The following is a 16,206-nucleotide window of genomic DNA, read 5'->3' on the forward strand; positions in this document are numbered from 1 at the left end:
ATCGAGATTGCAATAAGACAATGTTTTTTGCTTAAGGTGCCGTAAAAACTCTAAATGCATTTTCAAAACCGTCTTGCTTTAATTTTTGCAGCAATTGATTGGCTTCAATTTCATTAATCAAAGGGCCCATTCTTAATCGGTATAGGCCATCTAGATTGGCTGCATTCACAGCGACTTGATATTGGCTTTTGAGCCCCGTAGCCAAACGTTCAGCACGTTCTTGATCTTGTAAGGCCGCGACTTGTATGAATATCTGCTGTTGTTCATTTTTCGCTAGTTGAGTGGTTGATTCTGAAGGTTGTCCTTTGCCAACGGTCAGTACACCACTTTCGTCAACATGCAACACTTCAACTTTTACGTGAGCTGTGCCCGTATCTAATACACCTATTTTCATGGCCGCCGCATAGGATAAATCGATGATACGGTTTTGATGAAACGGGCCGCGATCGTTTACTCTGACCACCGCTTGTTTGCCATTACTGAGGTTAGTAACTCTGACTATTGAAGGCAACGGCAGTGTTTTGTGTGCGGCTGTCATGGTGAACATATTGTAAATTTCACCGTTGGCCGTTAAGTGGCCATGAAACTTTTGTCCATACCAAGAAGCTATCCCTTCTTTTTCATAGCCTTTGCCGGTTTTTAACGGCACGTAATGTTGACCAAGTACCTTATAAGGTCGCATTGACGCGTGTAAATAAGGTTCGTATTTGGGCGTGACATCTTTAAAGTCAACATTGTCTATAAGACGCGTAGGTTTAGAGTCAGTGCGTTGTGAATACCGTCCAGTATCAGCACAAGAGGTGATACCAAGCAGCAAGACTAAGGTGAACAGATGTTTCATTACTGCTCCTCGACCTGTTCCATGGCCTGCTTTAATTGCTCACTGAACTGAAACACCGCCATGGCATACAATGGACTGTGGTTATATCGCGTAATCACGTAAAAATTCGGTAAACCTACCCAATATTCTGCGTCTTCTTGCAGTTCAAATTCGAGTAATTTGACGCTCTGTTTGGGATCTATTGTGATATCCGCAGCAAGGGCAACATCTGCGTCGAGCAGATCTTGCCAAGTATCCATATATTTAAGGTCGCGACGAATTAAAGGCGTAATGGCTGCGTTGTTTTTATCTACAGAGACTGGATAGGCGACGGCTTGATTGTTCTTCCAACCATGCTTTTTAAAATAATTAGCAACACTGCCAATGGCATCTGTGGGGTTGTTCAACAAATCGCGGACGCCATCACCATCAAAATCAATGGCATAGTGTCGATAGCTTGAAGAAATAAACTGGCCCCAGCCCATAGCGCCAGCATAGGAGCCTTGTACCTCATCCATTGCAAAACCTTCTTCGCGGGTGAGCAAGAAATATTGTTCCAATTCGCTGGCAAAAAAGGTCGCGCGGGGCGGATAATAAAACCCTAAAGTATAAAGTGCATCAAGCACTGAATATTTACCTTTATAGGTGCCGTAGAAGGTTTCAACGCCAATTATCGCGGTGATTATCTGTGCCGGTACGCCAGTTTCTTGCTGTGCTTTTTTAAGTGTCTCAGCGTGCTTACGCCAAAATTCCACACCCTTGGCTAGACGTTTTTCAGTGAGAAAAATTGGATAATATTGATACCACGGCTTGGCTTCCCACGGGCGGGCAATGGCCTCTAAAATAGCTTGGTTTATATTCGCTTTTGCCAGCGTTTGTCGAACAAACTCGGCATCAAATTGGTGCTGTGACACCATTTTGTCAACGAATGCATCGATTTTTTGTTGCGGTTGGGCATAAACCGTATGAACTTGGGTTAAGCCGAAACAAATAAGTGTTGCCCTTAAGGCGTATTTTAACGCTCGCATTCAATCCCCAGTCGTGTCTTTCTAGTGTAATGAGACGTTATTATTGTCTGGATAGCAGCCGTTTTTGGGTGCTGATAGCCATTAGCATGCCAAACCCTGCTAGTAATGTCACCATAGATGTGCCGCCGTAACTTACCAATGGTAGGGGAACGCCGACTACGGGTAAAATACCGGATACCATACCAATGTTGACGAACACATAAACGAAAAACGTTAAGGTGATACTGCCTGCTAATAATTTAGCAAATGCATCTTGTGCTCGCATCGAAATTAATAATCCCACAACGATGATGTAGCAATAAATAGCGAGTAACCCCAGTATACCCATTAATCCAAATTCCTCACTGAAAACAGCAAAGATAAAATCGGTATGACGTTCGGGTAAGAACTCTAATTGCGACTGGGTTCCTTGCAACCATCCTTTGCCATGCAAACCGCCGGAGCCTATGGCTATTTTTGATTGGATTATATGATAACCCGCCCCTAGAGGTTCACTTTCCGGATTTAGAAAGGTCAACACCCGTTGTTTTTGATATTCCTTCATCAGGAAAAACCACATTACAGGCGCAAAAGCAGCGCCTAAGCCGCCGACTATTAATATCAAATTCCAACTCATACCTGCCAAAAACAGGACAAACAATCCAGAACTTGCAATCAATAATGAGGTGCCTAAATCTGGCTGTTTAGCAATCAGCAAGGTAGGTACCACAACCAAGATAAAGCCGACCACGATATGTCGGATCCGAGGTGGCAAGTTATATTGGCTAATGTACCAAGCGATCATCATGGGTACAGCGAGTTTCATGATTTCAGAAGGTTGGAAGCGCACGAAACCCAGATCAAGCCAACGTTGTGCGCCTTTTCCGGTTACGCCGAATAACAGCACGCCAACGAGCATTAACACTCCTGCAATGTAAAAATATATCGCTATGCGTTGATAGGCGAGCACCGGCACTTGGGCTAAAATAAACATCACCAGCATGGCGACCCCTAAACGGATAACTTGGCGCTGGATCAAGTCCATGTCTTGTCCGCCAGCAGAATAAATAGTTATTAACCCTACCGTCATTAAGGCCAACAACCCTATCAGAAGCAGCCCATCTATGTGCAACTTACGTAATATAGATTGTTTGTTGGGTTCTATTTTGGTTCTTAACATGGACTCATCTTAGGGCTGGGGCTCATTATTGTTTTTAGCATCCGCAATTTCGACGTCTTTGTGTTGTTCCAGCAAATAATAATCGATGATTTTTCTTGCAATGGGCGCTGCTTGGGAGCCGCCGCCACCGGCATTTTCCAACGCGATAGCAACTGTGATTTGAGGATCGTCGAAAGGTGCGTAGCCAATGTACATAGCATTGTCACGATGCTTCTCTTTAAGTTTCTCGGCATCGTATGTTGCATCTTGGGCAATACTTACTAATTGGGCAGTTCCGGTTTTCCCCGCTGATTCATAAGCAGCATCGGCAAAGGCCGTTCGCGCGGTCCCGTGAGGGGAGTGGATAACGCCGTGCATAGAGGACAACACTAAATCCCAATTTTCCATATTCTGCACCGGAATTGGAGGCAACTCATGAATGGGGCGCAAGGCGGTGACGCCATTTTCTATGGTTGCCCGTAAAATTTGAGGTGCAGTCCGCTGACCTTTGTTTATTAATGCATTAAGAGACTTCGCCAACTGTAAAGGTGTTGCTGTCCAATAACTTTGTCCAATGCCGACTGAAATGGTATCACCGATATACCAAGGTTCATTATAGCGAGCTTTCTTCCAACCGCGGCTTGGTAGGTTGCCATCTGACTCTTCATAAAGGTCAATTCCGGTATAATCACCAAAGCCAAATAAGGTCATACTTTCGTTGATTCTATCGATGCCAAGATGGTATGCCAAATCGTAAAAAAAGAAGTCACAGGACACTTCAACTGATTTCTTTGCATCTACCCAGCCGTGCCCCCACGGAACCCAATCTCGCCAAACATGACTGACATTTTTTAACTGATAACGGCCATTATCAAACATGCGCGTTTCTGGAGTGATCACACCTTCTTCTAAGCCTGCGAGTGCTAAGTGAGGTTTTATGGTCGAGGCGGGCGGATACTGGCCTTGCGTCGCACGGTTAATTAAGGGCCGGTCTTTAGATTGCAATAAATAAGAGTACTGTTTACTACTGATGCCGTGAACAAAATAGTTGGGGTCATAACTTGGGTTGCTGTACAAGGAGAGAACCCCTCCCGTTTTGGCATCTAGTACAACGACAGAGCCGCGGGTTTTATCTAATAACTTTTGGATTTCAAGCTGCAATTTGACGTCCAAATTTAATACTAAATCCATACCAGGTTTAGGTGGTTGGAAGTTCAGTGTGCGTATGACTCGACCTTTGCTGTTGACTTCTACTTCTTGATAACCCACTTCACCATGCAGTGCTTCTTCGTGGAATTTTTCAACGCCTAATTTACCAATATCGTGGGTGGCTTTGTAATTGTCTTCTTTACCTTGCAGGCTTAACTTCTGAGAATCTTCTTTGTTGATTTTAGCCACATAACCCAACACATGGGTCAATGCACTTCCGTACGGGTAGTGGCGAGCAAGTCTTGCTTCAATCGACACACCAGGGTATTTATGTTGATTGGCCGAAAATAACGCTACTTGTCGGCTAGTTAGTCGGTTCAACAAGGAAACCGGTTTAAAACGTCGTTGTCGTTTCATGTCTTTTTTGAAATCGTCAATCGCGTCTTGTTCGATATTTAACAAATTTGCCAGTTCAATTAAGGTGGTTTCAAGATCTTCAATCTCTTCAGGCACCAGATCAAGTGAGAAAACCGGGCGATTTTCTGCTAATAGTTCGCCATTGCGGTCGTAAATTAATCCACGATTAGGCGCGACCGGAAGCACTTTTATACGGTTTCCATTTGAGCGCGTCTGATAATCATCGAAGCGCTCTACTTGTAAAAAGTACAGATTACTGATCAGCATTAACATCATTACCACCACCAATAACATGGCGATAAAGGTTCTGCGCATAAATAAATTGGCTTCAGCAGAATGATCTTTGATGGGAATGCGTTTCAAAGCCAAGGTTATTCTCGGTGATAGGGGTGGTTGGTATTAATAGACCAGGCGCGATATAAACTTTCTGCCACTATGACCCTAACCAAAGGGTGGGGCAAGGTTAATGGTGACAGCGACCACTTTTGCTCGCTTGCCGCTATACACTGTGGGGCAAGCCCTTCGGGGCCGCCGATAAGGAGACTGACATCTCTGCCGTCCATTTGCCATTTACTCAAATGCGTTGCTAGTTGCGGGGTAGTCAAGGGTTTACCTGTTACTTCCAAGGTCACAATTCTGTTTCCTTGGGGTACTGCAGCAAGCGTAAGTTCCCCTTCTTTGTGTAAAATTCGCTTAATATCGGCATTTTTACCGCGTTTACCAGCGGGGATCTCGGTTAGGGCGAGGTTTAGGTCGCCATTGAAACGGCGCTCATACTCTTTATAGCCTGTTTCTACCCAACTGGGCATTTTAGTGCCAACGGCGATGATGTGAATACGCATGAAGAGCTTAAACTAGGCCCATAACTTCTCAAGTTGATAAAAATCTCTTATCTCATCTTGCATCACATGCACAACAATATCGCCTAAGTCTACCAACACCCATTCGCCATCGGCCTGACCTTCAACACTTAAAGCGGCATGTCCGGCTTTTTTAGATTCTAGAGCAACATTTTGCGCGATCGACACGACGTGTCTTTTTGAGTTACCGGTACATACCAGCATACAATCGGTTACCGATGATTTTCCGGTTACGTCGATATCTACAATATCCCGTGCTTTTAACTCTTCAACTTTTTCGACTACAAATTTTTTGAATTCTACACTATCCAAATGAGGTTCCTTAATACCAGTTTATGTTGGTTAACTAGTTTACCAGATAATAGGGCCGCAGGGCAGAGCCCACCGACCTTTAATTTTGCGTCACTTGTGGTTATGCGTAACCGCAGTCCTAACCAATTGCCATATGAGTTAAGTCAAAGGCAATGAACAACAAACAAATGTGACAGAGTTCGACATAGGGTCTATGCACCTGCGACTGTTTAATTCGCTGGTCAAGGATTTGTAGCTTAGCTCTAATCTGATTCAAGTTATCCTGCTTCAAGCGGTTCATCGCTGCTGAGTATAAACCTTGTCTGTTGCCCCAAATCCGATGTTGATTCCAGTTAATGGGTTGTCCGCTAGCTTTATTGCCGAGTAATTGGCTGAGCGTTTGCCATTCGCGGGTTAATGCCCATGCAATGATTGTTGGTTCAACGCCCTCAGCCTCCAAACGATGGAGCATTTTTACCGTTTTGGTTGCATCACCGGATAACATCACATCTACCAATTGAAACACGTTAAAGCGAGACTGGTCGATCACCGCCTTTTCGATTTTTACATCGTCGATTTCTTGCTCGGGATAGAGTAATAGCAATTTGTCTATTTCTTGTTTTGCGGCGAGTAAGTTGCCTTCACAAAAATCACTTAACAACGCGGATGCCGATGGGGTGGTTTTAAGCCCGACTTTTCGCATGTAATTGGATATCCAGTTGTCCAACTGTTTTCCTTCTAAGGGATAACACGGAACGTACACGCCTTTTTTATCCAGTGCTTTAAACCATTTGGTATTTTGCACATCTTTGCCGATTTTCAAACCATGCAGCAAAACAATCGTATCAGCGGAGATACTCTGCGCCAGCTCACTCAATACTTTGCTGCCTTCTGCACCAGGTTTACCTGTGGGCATATCTAATTCGATAAATTGTTTGCTGCTAAACAGTGAAAGCGTTTGTGTGGCTTCAGTTAAGCTGTGCCAAGCAAACTGGTTGTCGACTGATAACTGTTGTCGCTCATCAAAACCTTGAGTGGCAGCATGTTTTCGGATCGCTTCTATGGTCAACATCTTTTGTAAGGGTTCGTCTCCAAACACCATATAAAATGAGGCTAACCCTTTATTAATGTGAGACTCGAAACGATCCGGATAGATCTGCATTAAAGCGCTCTGCTATCCAAACTTGGCAACATCCGGATCATCCTATCAGCGGCTAGTTGTCTAAGTTCCGACAAAACCAAATCAAGCTCTCTTGATTTGGCCAAAATGGCATCAGGATCATCTTGATATTCGCGGGTTACATCAAACTCGACAAAACGTGCTTCTTGACCGGCAAAAGCTACTTGGAAGCGAATGGTTAATACCAATTCATATTCTGCTACTTGTCCGGTTGGGAATAGCGACAGTAGTCTGCGGTCCAAAGTTTCAGGCATCAGATAGATTGCCACCGTTTGTTCCTGCTTGGTTTGCGGTGTTTGTGTCACATAGGGGATTTGATAAACTTTCAAGTACTTCCGTACTTCGCGCCGCAAAGGTGAATTTTGTTCAACACCGGTTAAAAATATTTGCTCAATACCGTTCGGCAACGCCTGAGCTTCGCGCAATTTGAATCCGCAGGCACTCACTCCTACCAGAACAAGTGCCACAATTATCAATGCGCGAACAGGTAACTTAATCATGATTTAGTTAGCCACGATGTTAACTAATTTACCGGGCACATAAATGACTTTCCTGACCGTTTTGCCTTCGGTGAAAGGTAAGACATTAGGTTGATTGACCGCTAACTCTTTCACTTGTGCGTCATCTGTGTCGGCTGCGACAGTCATTTTTGCTCTAACTTTTCCGTTAACTTGCACTATGATGAGCTTTTCGTCTTCCACCAAGGCATCGGTATCGACACTTGGCCATGGAGCAAATGCTAATTCGCTGCTGTGGCCGATTTGGCCCCAAAGCTCATGACAGATATGCGGTGTGATAGGATTGAGCATTAATATCATCGCCTCAATGCCTTCACGCAAAATAGTGCGATCTTGTACCGTTTCATGACTGGCTTTTTGCAAATGGTTCAACAGTTCCATGATCGCTGCTATTGCCGTATTGAAGGTCTGGCGACGGCCAAGATCATCACTGACTTTTTCAATGGTTTTGTGAATGTGACGTCTTAAGGTTTTTTGTTCATTGGTTAAGGAATCTTTCTGCAGTGCTGCAGTATCATCGTTCTCCAAATGATCTTGTACCAATTTCCAGAAACGACGTAAGAAGCGATTAGCTCCCTCAACACCCGAGTCTATCCATTCTAAGGTTTGCTCTGGTGGCGCCGCGAACATTGTAAATAAGCGGATGGTGTCGGCACCATACACATCGATAACTTGCTGTGGATCGATGCCATTGTTTTTAGATTTAGACATCTTGGTCATGCCACCAAATTCGACAGCTTGACCGTCGCTTTTTAAGGTCGCTTTGATTACCCGTCCTTTGTCATCTTTTTCGGTCTCTACATCGGCAGGGGAATACCATTGCTTCTTGCCTTTATCGTCTTCTCGATAAAATGAATCGGCCAGCACCATCCCCTGACAAAGTAGTTGCTTATAAGGTTCGCTAGACTCTACCAAGCCCTCATCACGCAATAACTTGTGAAAGAAGCGTGAATACAATAAATGTAAAATGGCATGTTCAATACCACCGACATATTGATCTACCGGCAACCAATAGTTGGCCTCCGTTGGATCGAGCATGGCGCTATCATTTTGAGCACAAGTATAACGGGCGTAATACCAAGAAGACTCCATGAAAGTATCGAACGTATCGGTTTCGCGTAGTGCGGGTAGCCCTTCATATTCTGTTTCAGCCCACTGAGGATCGGCTTTAATTGGTGAAATCACGCCATTCATCACCACATCTTCGGGTAGTACAACGGGTAACTGATCTTCTGGAACCGGCACCGACTCACCATTTTTCAGGTTCAGCATCGGAATTGGGGTTCCCCAATAGCGTTGTCTAGATACGCCCCAATCGCGCAGTCGGTAATTGACCTTTCGCGAGCCTTTTCCTTGGGTTTCTAACTCTTTAGCGATTTGGTCAAATGCTTGTTCAGAAGTCAGTCCGTTAAATTGCCCTGAATTCACCAATAGCCCTTTTTCTGTGAAAGCGGCTTGACTCAAATCACAGATTTCATCGCTACTTTCGGTTGGTGCAATGACTTGTACAATATTCAATTTGTACTTAGTGGCAAATTCATAGTCACGTTGGTCATGGCCAGGTACCGCCATCACCGCACCTGAACCGTAATCCATTAGCACGAAATTCGCAGCCCAGATAGGTACTTTGTTGCCAGATATTGGGTGTATGGCATACAAACCTGTGGCACAGCCTTTTTTATCCATAGTGGCCATGTCTGCTTCAGCGACTTTGGTATTTTTACATTCCTCGATAAAAGCGGCTAATTCACCATTAGTGTGGGCCGCTTCAATCGCCAGAGGATGAGTTGCAGCGACGGCAACATAAGTGACCCCTAACAAGGTATCTGGCCTTGTTGTATAAACGTCGAAATGATCAATGTTGGCAATGGCTTGGGCAAGTTTGAAGGTGATTTCTACCCCTTCAGAACGACCTATCCAGTTTTTTTGCATGGTTTTTACTTGTTCTGGCCACTCGCTCAGTTGTTCAAGATCGGCCAATAACTCTTCTGCGTAATCGGTGATTTTGATAAACCATTGTGGAATTTCTTTTTGTTCCACTAGCGCGCCAGAGCGCCAACCACGCCCGTCAATAACTTGTTCATTGGCAAGTACCGTATGATCGACTGGGTCCCAGTTTACGGTGGCATTCTTTTTGTACACCATGCCTTTTTGGTACAAACGGGTAAAGAACCACTGTTCCCAACGATAATAATCTTGTTTACAGGTAGCCAATTCGCGCTGCCAGTCGTAACCAAAACCCAAGGATTTAAGTTGATGTTTCATGTATTCAATATTTGAATAGGTCCACTTGGCAGGAGCGGTATTATTATTGATGGCCGCATTTTCGGCTGGCAAACCAAACGCATCCCAACCCATAGGTTGCAATACATTTTTACCTTGCATACGTTGGAATCGACTGATTACGTCACCGATAGTGTAATTGCGGACGTGCCCCATATGTAATCGACCACTGGGGTAAGGAAACATCGAGAGACAATAGAATTTTTCTTTATTGGCATCTTGTACAGCCGTAAATATCTTGTTCTCTTCCCAATGAGCTTGCACCTTTGATTCGATTTTTTGCGGGTCGTACTGATTTTCGGCCATTAAAACGCAATTCCAAACATAAAAATTAAAAAATGAGAGTGATAATCTAGTCTGAACTGACTAGCAAATATAATTAGCCAAAGAATACCTTAGCTACCGCTGTGCAAACAATAGCTAATCGCGATTTCGGCGGTTAAATCTTCTATCAGCGCCTAATATGTGAGCGGATCAACACATAATGCTCAGGCCGACGGTTGACAGGACCCATTATACAGGTTTCACTGTCGCTAAATGGGCAATTATGAATAGGTTATGACGCAACATCTTTCTTTAAATGCAAAGCAACTCACCGCAGTTCCAAGTCGACGTTTTATCAATCAAGCTTTGCAAGATGATAAAGCGTTACAGGCTACCTTTATTGGTCAGGAACGCGCTCGTGAAGCGCTATCATTTGGTTTAGGAATTAAAGCGCAAGGCTACAATTTGTATGTCATGGGCGAACATGCAACAGGTCGTTACACGCTGGTACATGAATATATAGCCAAACTCGTCGATAAAATTGCGACGCCTGAAGAATGGTGCTACGTCAATAACTTTGAAGAAGAGCGAGCGCCAGTTATATTGCGTCTTAAACCCGGTGAAAGCAAAAGTCTACACAATGATATTGAATCCTTAATTGACGAATTAATGGATACGTTTCCAGCCGCCTACGACAATCCTGGATACCAACGAAAAAAAGCCGCAATTAATCGAGAGTTTGAACAGCGTTACGACAAAGCCATAGATGAGGTAGAACAATTCGCGCAGTCAAAAAACGTGGCCTTATACGAAACTGATGGCAGTATCAGTTTCTCCCCCATCGTGAACGGCAAACCGTTAACGGATGAAGATTTTGCCAAACTTGATGATCAACAACGTCAGCAGCATTATCAACTCATCGATACCCTTGAAGATCGTTTAAGTGAAGCGCTAATTGAATTGCCAAAATGGAAACGCCATTCGTCTGAACAACTTCGTAAGTTGAAACGAGATACCGCTGAGCAGGGAATTAAACCACTACTCAAAAACTTAGAACATAAGCACGCCAACGATTTAGCAATCTTAAAGTTTCTAAGACAAATGAAACCCCATTTGATCGACACCATTGTGGAGATTTTGGCTGGCGATCAAAAAGACGATAAGCAAGATGAATATGACAAGCGTGAAGTCTTAGAAGAACAATATTTACCTAACATATTGGTGTCTCATGCATTGGACGATGGCGCTCCAGTTGTTTATGAGCCAAACCCAACTCATCAAAATCTGTTTGGTAAAATCGAATACACCAATGTGCAAGGTTCTATGTACACGAGTTATCGAATGATCAGAAGTGGCGCATTGCACAAAGCTAACGGCGGCTATTTGTTGCTCGATGCGGATAAAATGATTGATCAGCCATATGTGTGGGATTCATTAAAGTTAGCGCTTAAATTTGGTGAGCTGAAAATGGAATTGCCGCAACTGGATGTGGGCATGGTGAATTCCATGACGTTAAATCCGCAACAGGTGCCGCTGAACGTTAAAGTGGTGTTGCTTGGCTCACGAGATCTCTATTATTTATTGCAAGATTATGATGAAGAATTTGACGAATTGTTTCGCGTGTTGGTCGATTTTGACCACGAAATACCGCTCAACAAAAAATCGCTGTATGATTTTGTAGGACGCGTCAGACACCACATCATCAGTCTTGGTTTGAATGGTATAAGCAACAAAGCGATGTACCGTTTAGTCGAATACAGTTTGCGTTTGGCAGAGCATCAACAGAATCTGTCAGCGCGATTTTCCGATATTATTGAATTGATGAACGAAGCCCACTTTTTTTGTGTTAAAGAACTGGCAGACACCTTGGATGTTGGACACATAGAAACTGCATTGCAGGCTAAAACGATCCGCACAGGGCGCGTGAGTCAAGCGCTGCTAGAAGACATTAAACAAGGTCAAATTCTCATCGCCACTGATGGTACTAGCGTCGGACAAGTGAATGGCTTGACAGTATTAGAAGTGGGAGACAGTGTTTTTGGCACGCCTGCACGTATTACCTCCACTGTTTACGCAGGCGCTAACGGTGTGGTAGATATTGAACGTGAGGTAGAGTTAGGCCAACCGATTCACTCAAAAGGGGTCATGCTACTAACCGGTTATCTTGGTCATAAATATGCACAATATTTCCCGTTAACCTTGTCAGCCAATATTGCCCTTGAACAATCCTACGGTCATATTGATGGTGACAGTGCATCTTTAGGTGAATTAGTCGCCTTGATATCAGCGTTAACTGACATTCCTGTCAGGCAAGATTTAGCCATTACCGGTTCGATCAATCAATATGGTGAAGTGCAATCGGTGGGCGGGGTGAACGAAAAAATAGAAGGCTTCTTCACTTTGTGTCAACATCGAGGGCTTTCTGGTAGCCAAGGAGTGATTATCCCTCATTCCAATCAGATTAATTTGATGTTAAGCAGCCAAGTGATCCATGCTGTTCAACAACAACAATTCCACATTTATACCGCAGCTACGGTTGATGATGCGTTAGCGCTGCTTACTGAAAAAGAAGCTGGGAAATTGTCTAGTCGAGGACGCTATCCCAAAGGCAGCGTAAATTATGCTGCCGTTAACCGGCTGTATAACATTGCTAACATCGTAAATGGCGCTGATGACGATTAATATCAGGCTAAATATCGCGTACATGAAGAATTAAGGACCAAGATGATTATCGAGAAAAATACCGTAGTGCAATTTCACTATCGAATTAAAGACAAGCAGGGTAATGAATTAGAAAGTAGTTTTGGTAAGACACCGGCTGCCTATTTGCATGGTCACAATAACATGATGGTTGGCATCGAAAAGGCGTTAGCGGGCAAACAAACGGGTGATGAATTTAACGGCGAATTGTTACCCTCTGAGACCTTCGGCGATTATGTTGAGAACGCTTTAGAACGTGTTTCTATTAAGCACCTTCAAGGCGCCCCTAAGTGGCAGCCTGGCATGACCGCTGTAGTGCAGGCTGAAAAAGGGCCAATGGAAGTGACTATTGTCAAAGTAGGCAAATTCATGGCGACTGTGGATACCAATCATCCCCTAGCAGGTAGGAAGTTAGATTTTGATTTGAGTGTCGTGTCGGTGCGCGAAGCAACGGAAGAAGAAATTGCTCACGGTCATGCCCATGGTGTAGGTGGGCATCATCACTAAACGCCTTGTTTGCACTCGTTAACAGCCAACAGAATCTTATGGAGCAGGTTATGCAAGGCTTAAAGCTCTGCATAATCGCTCATTGCGGCAAGATAGAAGGTGAACTTATACACCAATTAACTTGCCTCACAAGTCTAGGGTGAGATTACAAATAACCTCAACGCTAACGGAGCGTTACACTTTAGGGATAGTAATTTTCTTTTCTTCGCTTTGGCGAAACAAAATCAAGGTATGGCCAATAGTTTGCAATTTTTCCGCTTTGGTCTCTCTGGTGATGGCGTCCATGATCAATTGTTTTTCTTCACGATCGTCACTCGGTACTTTGACTTTGATTAATTCGTGATGATTTAGGGCATTGTCGATTTCGGCAAGGACACCTTCGGTAAGACCATTATTGCCTAGTTGAATGATTGGCTTAAGAGGGTGGGCCAAGCCTTTGAGATACTGTTTTTGTTTATTTGATAGCTTCATTTAGATGATTTCTTACAATTTTATTAATGATATATGGTTGAAAAGCAGTATTCTAACGCCATCTCGCTATTATACCTAATAACATCTTGCGGTTGTGAGCATTCATCCAAATTGAAATACCAATAAAGGGCAACTAAAAAGACACTATTTGATTTGCTAATGAAACATCTCACATATTCCTTTGTCCAAATTGCACAAAATGAATATTGCAATGTTCAAGATGAATAGTGTTGGTGTAGGCTCAAGATAATTCAATGAATATTTTGACCACATTAGCTAAAAATAACGTATACAGAGAGTCATAAGTTTGGTTTGTTAAATTGGCAAGTCAATAACAAGGAGGATATAGAGGCTAAGTGGTTGCTAGTCACAAGCGCAATTCTAATCCAACGGATTGACGAAGTGAGATTAACTGCGATTGTAAAGCTGGTTTACAATCTGAGGAGGAGAGGATTAACAATCCCTCTGCAATAGTGTTAAGAACGTTAAGACACAGATTCAAAGCTCAGCTTGAGCGAGGATTTGGGGCGTTTATCTGGTAGCGACCAGATATAAACTGTAGTACTCTTGGGTACTGCGCAATTTGTTTCATGATGAAACTACAGAATTTACTAATAGAGGTTAAAAGCGTTGAGCGATATGGCGAAAAATCTAATTTTATGGCTGGTCATCGCAGTGGTATTGATGTCCGTGTTTAATAGTTTCTCACCTGGAGAAACGGCTAAAGCACAGACTGATTACACTACGTTTGTTCGTGATGTGAACAATAAAATGATCCGCGAGGCAACAATTAATCGCCAAACAGGCGAGATAACGGGGACGCGTGTAAGTGGTGATACTTTTTCAACTTACATCCCTTACCCAGATGACCAACTCGTCTCAGACTTGATCAAAAACGGCGTCACGCTCAAAGGTCAGCCTCCAGAGCAGCAATCGTTTTTATCGCAGATTTTTATTTCCTGGTTCCCAATGTTGCTCCTTATTGGCGTGTGGATATTCTTTATGCGTCAAATGCAAGGCGGCGGTGGCCGTGGTGCTATGTCGTTTGGCAAAAGCAAAGCGCGTTTATTAGGTGAAGATCAAATCAAAACAACTTTTGCTGACGTAGCAGGTTGTGATGAAGCCAAAGAAGATGTGTCAGAATTGGTTGATTTCCTGCGTGATCCAACAAAATTCCAAAAACTAGGCGGAAAGATCCCTAAAGGTGTTTTGATGGTCGGTCCCCCTGGAACAGGTAAGACACTACTGGCTAAAGCTATCGCCGGTGAAGCAAAAGTGCCTTTCTTTACCATTTCTGGTTCCGACTTTGTTGAAATGTTTGTCGGTGTAGGTGCGTCTCGTGTTAGAGATATGTTTGACCAAGCGAAGAAGTCAGCACCTTGTATTATCTTTATCGATGAGATTGATGCAGTTGGGCGCCAACGTGGTGCTGGGCTGGGTGGTGGTCACGATGAACGTGAGCAAACCCTCAATCAGATGTTGGTGGAGATGGATGGGTTTGAAGGCCACGAAGGTATTATCGTGATCGCTGCGACAAACCGTCCTGATGTACTTGACCCGGCACTATTGCGCCCCGGTCGTTTTGACCGTCAGGTTGTGGTTGGATTACCCGACATTCGTGGTCGTGAGCAAATACTTAAAGTTCACATGCGTAAAGTACCCATCGCTGACAATGTTGAAGCATCAGTGATTGCCCGTGGTACGCCAGGTTTTTCGGGTGCTGATTTGGCTAACTTAGTCAACGAAGCCGCTCTGTTCGCAGCTCGCTCCAACAAACGCGTGGTTGCGATGGAAGAATTTGACCAAGCGAAAGATAAGATCATGATGGGCGCAGAGCGTAAGTCCATGGTGATGTCTGAAGAAGAAAAGACCAATACCGCGTATCACGAAGCGGGACACGCAATTGTTGGACGCTTGGTGCCTGAGCATGATCCTGTATATAAAGTGTCGATTATTCCAAGAGGCAGAGCTTTAGGTGTGACTATGTACTTGCCAGAGCAAGACAAATACAGTCATAGTAAACAACATTTAGAAAGTATGATTTCTAGCTTGTTTGGAGGACGTATTGCCGAGTCTCTCACATTAGGCGAAGACGGGGTTACCACTGGCGCTTCTAATGATATTGAACGTGCTACCGACATTGCCCGTAAAATGGTTACCCAATGGGGACTGTCTACCAAAATGGGTCCTATGTTGTATTCTGAAGAAGAAGGTGAAGTATTCCTTGGTCGCAGCATGTCAAAAGCGAAAAACATGTCAGACGACACTGCACGAGCGATTGATGCCGAGATTAAATCTATAATCGATCGCAACTACGAGCGCGCAGAGAAAATTCTCAAAGAGAATATGGATATTTTGCATGCAATGAAAGATGCTTTGATGAAGTATGAAACCATTGATGCCAAGCAAATCGATGATCTTATGGCCCGCAGAGAAGTGCGTGAGCCAGCTGATTGGGCGAGCCGAAACAATGACTCCGACAACAAGCCTAAAGGTGGGGAAGGCGAGTCAGTGGACAAAAAAGAGGAAAGTAAAACTAATTCTTCTTCAGTAGGCAAACCCGGTGACCTTACTAACTAG

The 16,206-nt window shown here is 43.9% G+C and carries 13 protein-coding genes; 3 read left to right on the forward strand and 10 right to left on the reverse strand.

What is annotated here, in order from left to right; translation table 11 throughout:
* Positions 1-31: 31 nt before the first annotated feature.
* The 9 genes from ABD036_RS12055 to leuS all read right to left on the reverse strand — a co-directional run bounded on the left by ABD036_RS12055 (position 32) and on the right by leuS (position 9,990).
* The gene (locus ABD036_RS12055) at positions 32-841 is read right to left on the reverse strand and encodes a septal ring lytic transglycosylase RlpA family protein (protein ID WP_343860238.1); all 810 of its coding nucleotides are present in this window, start codon (positions 839-841) and stop codon (positions 32-34) included.
* On the reverse strand, positions 841-1,848 hold the full coding sequence (gene mltB, locus ABD036_RS12060; protein ID WP_343860240.1) for a lytic murein transglycosylase B: 1,008 nt from the start codon (positions 1,846-1,848) through the stop codon (positions 841-843). Before mltB ends, ABD036_RS12055 begins: the two co-directional genes overlap by 1 nt.
* Positions 1,849-1,888: 40 nt before the next feature.
* Complete coding sequence (rodA, locus tag ABD036_RS12065) at positions 1,889-3,007, reverse strand: rod shape-determining protein RodA (protein WP_343860242.1); 1,119 nt, start codon at positions 3,005-3,007, stop codon at positions 1,889-1,891.
* Positions 3,008-3,016: 9 nt separating this feature from the next.
* Positions 3,017-4,921, reverse strand: a complete 1,905-nt coding sequence (gene mrdA / locus ABD036_RS12070; protein ID WP_343860244.1) for a penicillin-binding protein 2 — start codon at positions 4,919-4,921, stop codon at positions 3,017-3,019.
* Between the two features lie 2 nt (positions 4,922-4,923).
* On the reverse strand, positions 4,924-5,394 hold the full coding sequence (gene rlmH, locus ABD036_RS12075) for a 23S rRNA (pseudouridine(1915)-N(3))-methyltransferase RlmH (protein ID WP_343860246.1): 471 nt from the start codon (positions 5,392-5,394) through the stop codon (positions 4,924-4,926).
* Between the two features lie 12 nt (positions 5,395-5,406).
* Positions 5,407-5,724, reverse strand: a complete 318-nt coding sequence (gene rsfS / locus ABD036_RS12080) for a ribosome silencing factor (protein ID WP_343860248.1) — start codon at positions 5,722-5,724, stop codon at positions 5,407-5,409.
* Positions 5,725-5,842: 118 nt separating this feature from the next.
* A complete protein-coding gene (holA, locus tag ABD036_RS12085; protein ID WP_343860250.1) occupies positions 5,843-6,865 on the reverse strand; it encodes a DNA polymerase III subunit delta in 1,023 nt (340 codons plus the stop codon).
* Entirely contained in the window at positions 6,865-7,383 is a 519-nt protein-coding gene (locus ABD036_RS12090) for an LPS-assembly lipoprotein LptE (RefSeq protein ID WP_343860252.1), read from the reverse strand. The genes holA and ABD036_RS12090 overlap by 1 nt, the downstream gene beginning before the upstream one ends.
* 3 nt (positions 7,384-7,386) lie before the next feature.
* Positions 7,387-9,990, reverse strand: coding sequence for a leucine--tRNA ligase (gene leuS / locus ABD036_RS12095; RefSeq protein WP_343860254.1), 2,604 nt, complete (start codon positions 9,988-9,990; stop codon positions 7,387-7,389).
* A gap of 252 nt (positions 9,991-10,242) precedes the next feature.
* Here leuS and ABD036_RS12100 point away from each other — a divergent pair, with 252 nt between their 5' ends.
* A complete protein-coding gene (locus tag ABD036_RS12100; protein ID WP_343860256.1) occupies positions 10,243-12,630 on the forward strand; it encodes a Lon protease family protein in 2,388 nt (795 codons plus the stop codon).
* A 42-nt stretch (positions 12,631-12,672) separates the two neighbouring features.
* Entirely contained in the window at positions 12,673-13,155 is a 483-nt protein-coding gene (locus ABD036_RS12105; protein ID WP_343860258.1) for an FKBP-type peptidyl-prolyl cis-trans isomerase, read from the forward strand.
* 174 nt (positions 13,156-13,329) lie between these two features.
* On the opposite strand, the gene yhbY is transcribed toward ABD036_RS12105, so the two are convergent.
* A complete protein-coding gene (gene yhbY / locus ABD036_RS12110; protein WP_343860260.1) occupies positions 13,330-13,626 on the reverse strand; it encodes a ribosome assembly RNA-binding protein YhbY in 297 nt (98 codons plus the stop codon).
* Between the two features lie 630 nt (positions 13,627-14,256).
* Between yhbY and ftsH the strand changes: the two genes are divergently transcribed.
* Positions 14,257-16,206, forward strand: coding sequence for an ATP-dependent zinc metalloprotease FtsH (ftsH, locus tag ABD036_RS12115; protein ID WP_343860262.1), 1,950 nt, complete (start codon positions 14,257-14,259; stop codon positions 16,204-16,206).

Source organism: Aliiglaciecola litoralis (assembly GCF_039523355.1).
GTDB lineage: Bacteria > Pseudomonadota > Gammaproteobacteria > Enterobacterales > Alteromonadaceae > Aliiglaciecola > Aliiglaciecola litoralis.

Coding starts and splice junctions, on each gene's coding strand:
- ABD036_RS12100 (WP_343860256.1), top strand. CDS start 10,243: ATGACGCAACATCTTTCTTTAAATGCAAAGCAACTCACCGCAGTTCCA.
- leuS (WP_343860254.1), bottom strand. CDS start 9,990: ATGGCCGAAAATCAGTACGACCCGCAAAAAATCGAATCAAAGGTGCAA.
- yhbY (WP_343860260.1), bottom strand. CDS start 13,626: ATGAAGCTATCAAATAAACAAAAACAGTATCTCAAAGGCTTGGCCCAC.
- rlmH (WP_343860246.1), bottom strand. CDS start 5,394: ATGCGTATTCACATCATCGCCGTTGGCACTAAAATGCCCAGTTGGGTA.
- holA (WP_343860250.1), bottom strand. CDS start 6,865: ATGCAGATCTATCCGGATCGTTTCGAGTCTCACATTAATAAAGGGTTA.
- ABD036_RS12105 (WP_343860258.1), top strand. CDS start 12,673: ATGATTATCGAGAAAAATACCGTAGTGCAATTTCACTATCGAATTAAA.
- rodA (WP_343860242.1), bottom strand. CDS start 3,007: ATGTTAAGAACCAAAATAGAACCCAACAAACAATCTATATTACGTAAG.
- mltB (WP_343860240.1), bottom strand. CDS start 1,848: ATGCGAGCGTTAAAATACGCCTTAAGGGCAACACTTATTTGTTTCGGC.
- ABD036_RS12090 (WP_343860252.1), bottom strand. CDS start 7,383: ATGATTAAGTTACCTGTTCGCGCATTGATAATTGTGGCACTTGTTCTG.
- ABD036_RS12055 (WP_343860238.1), bottom strand. CDS start 841: ATGAAACATCTGTTCACCTTAGTCTTGCTGCTTGGTATCACCTCTTGT.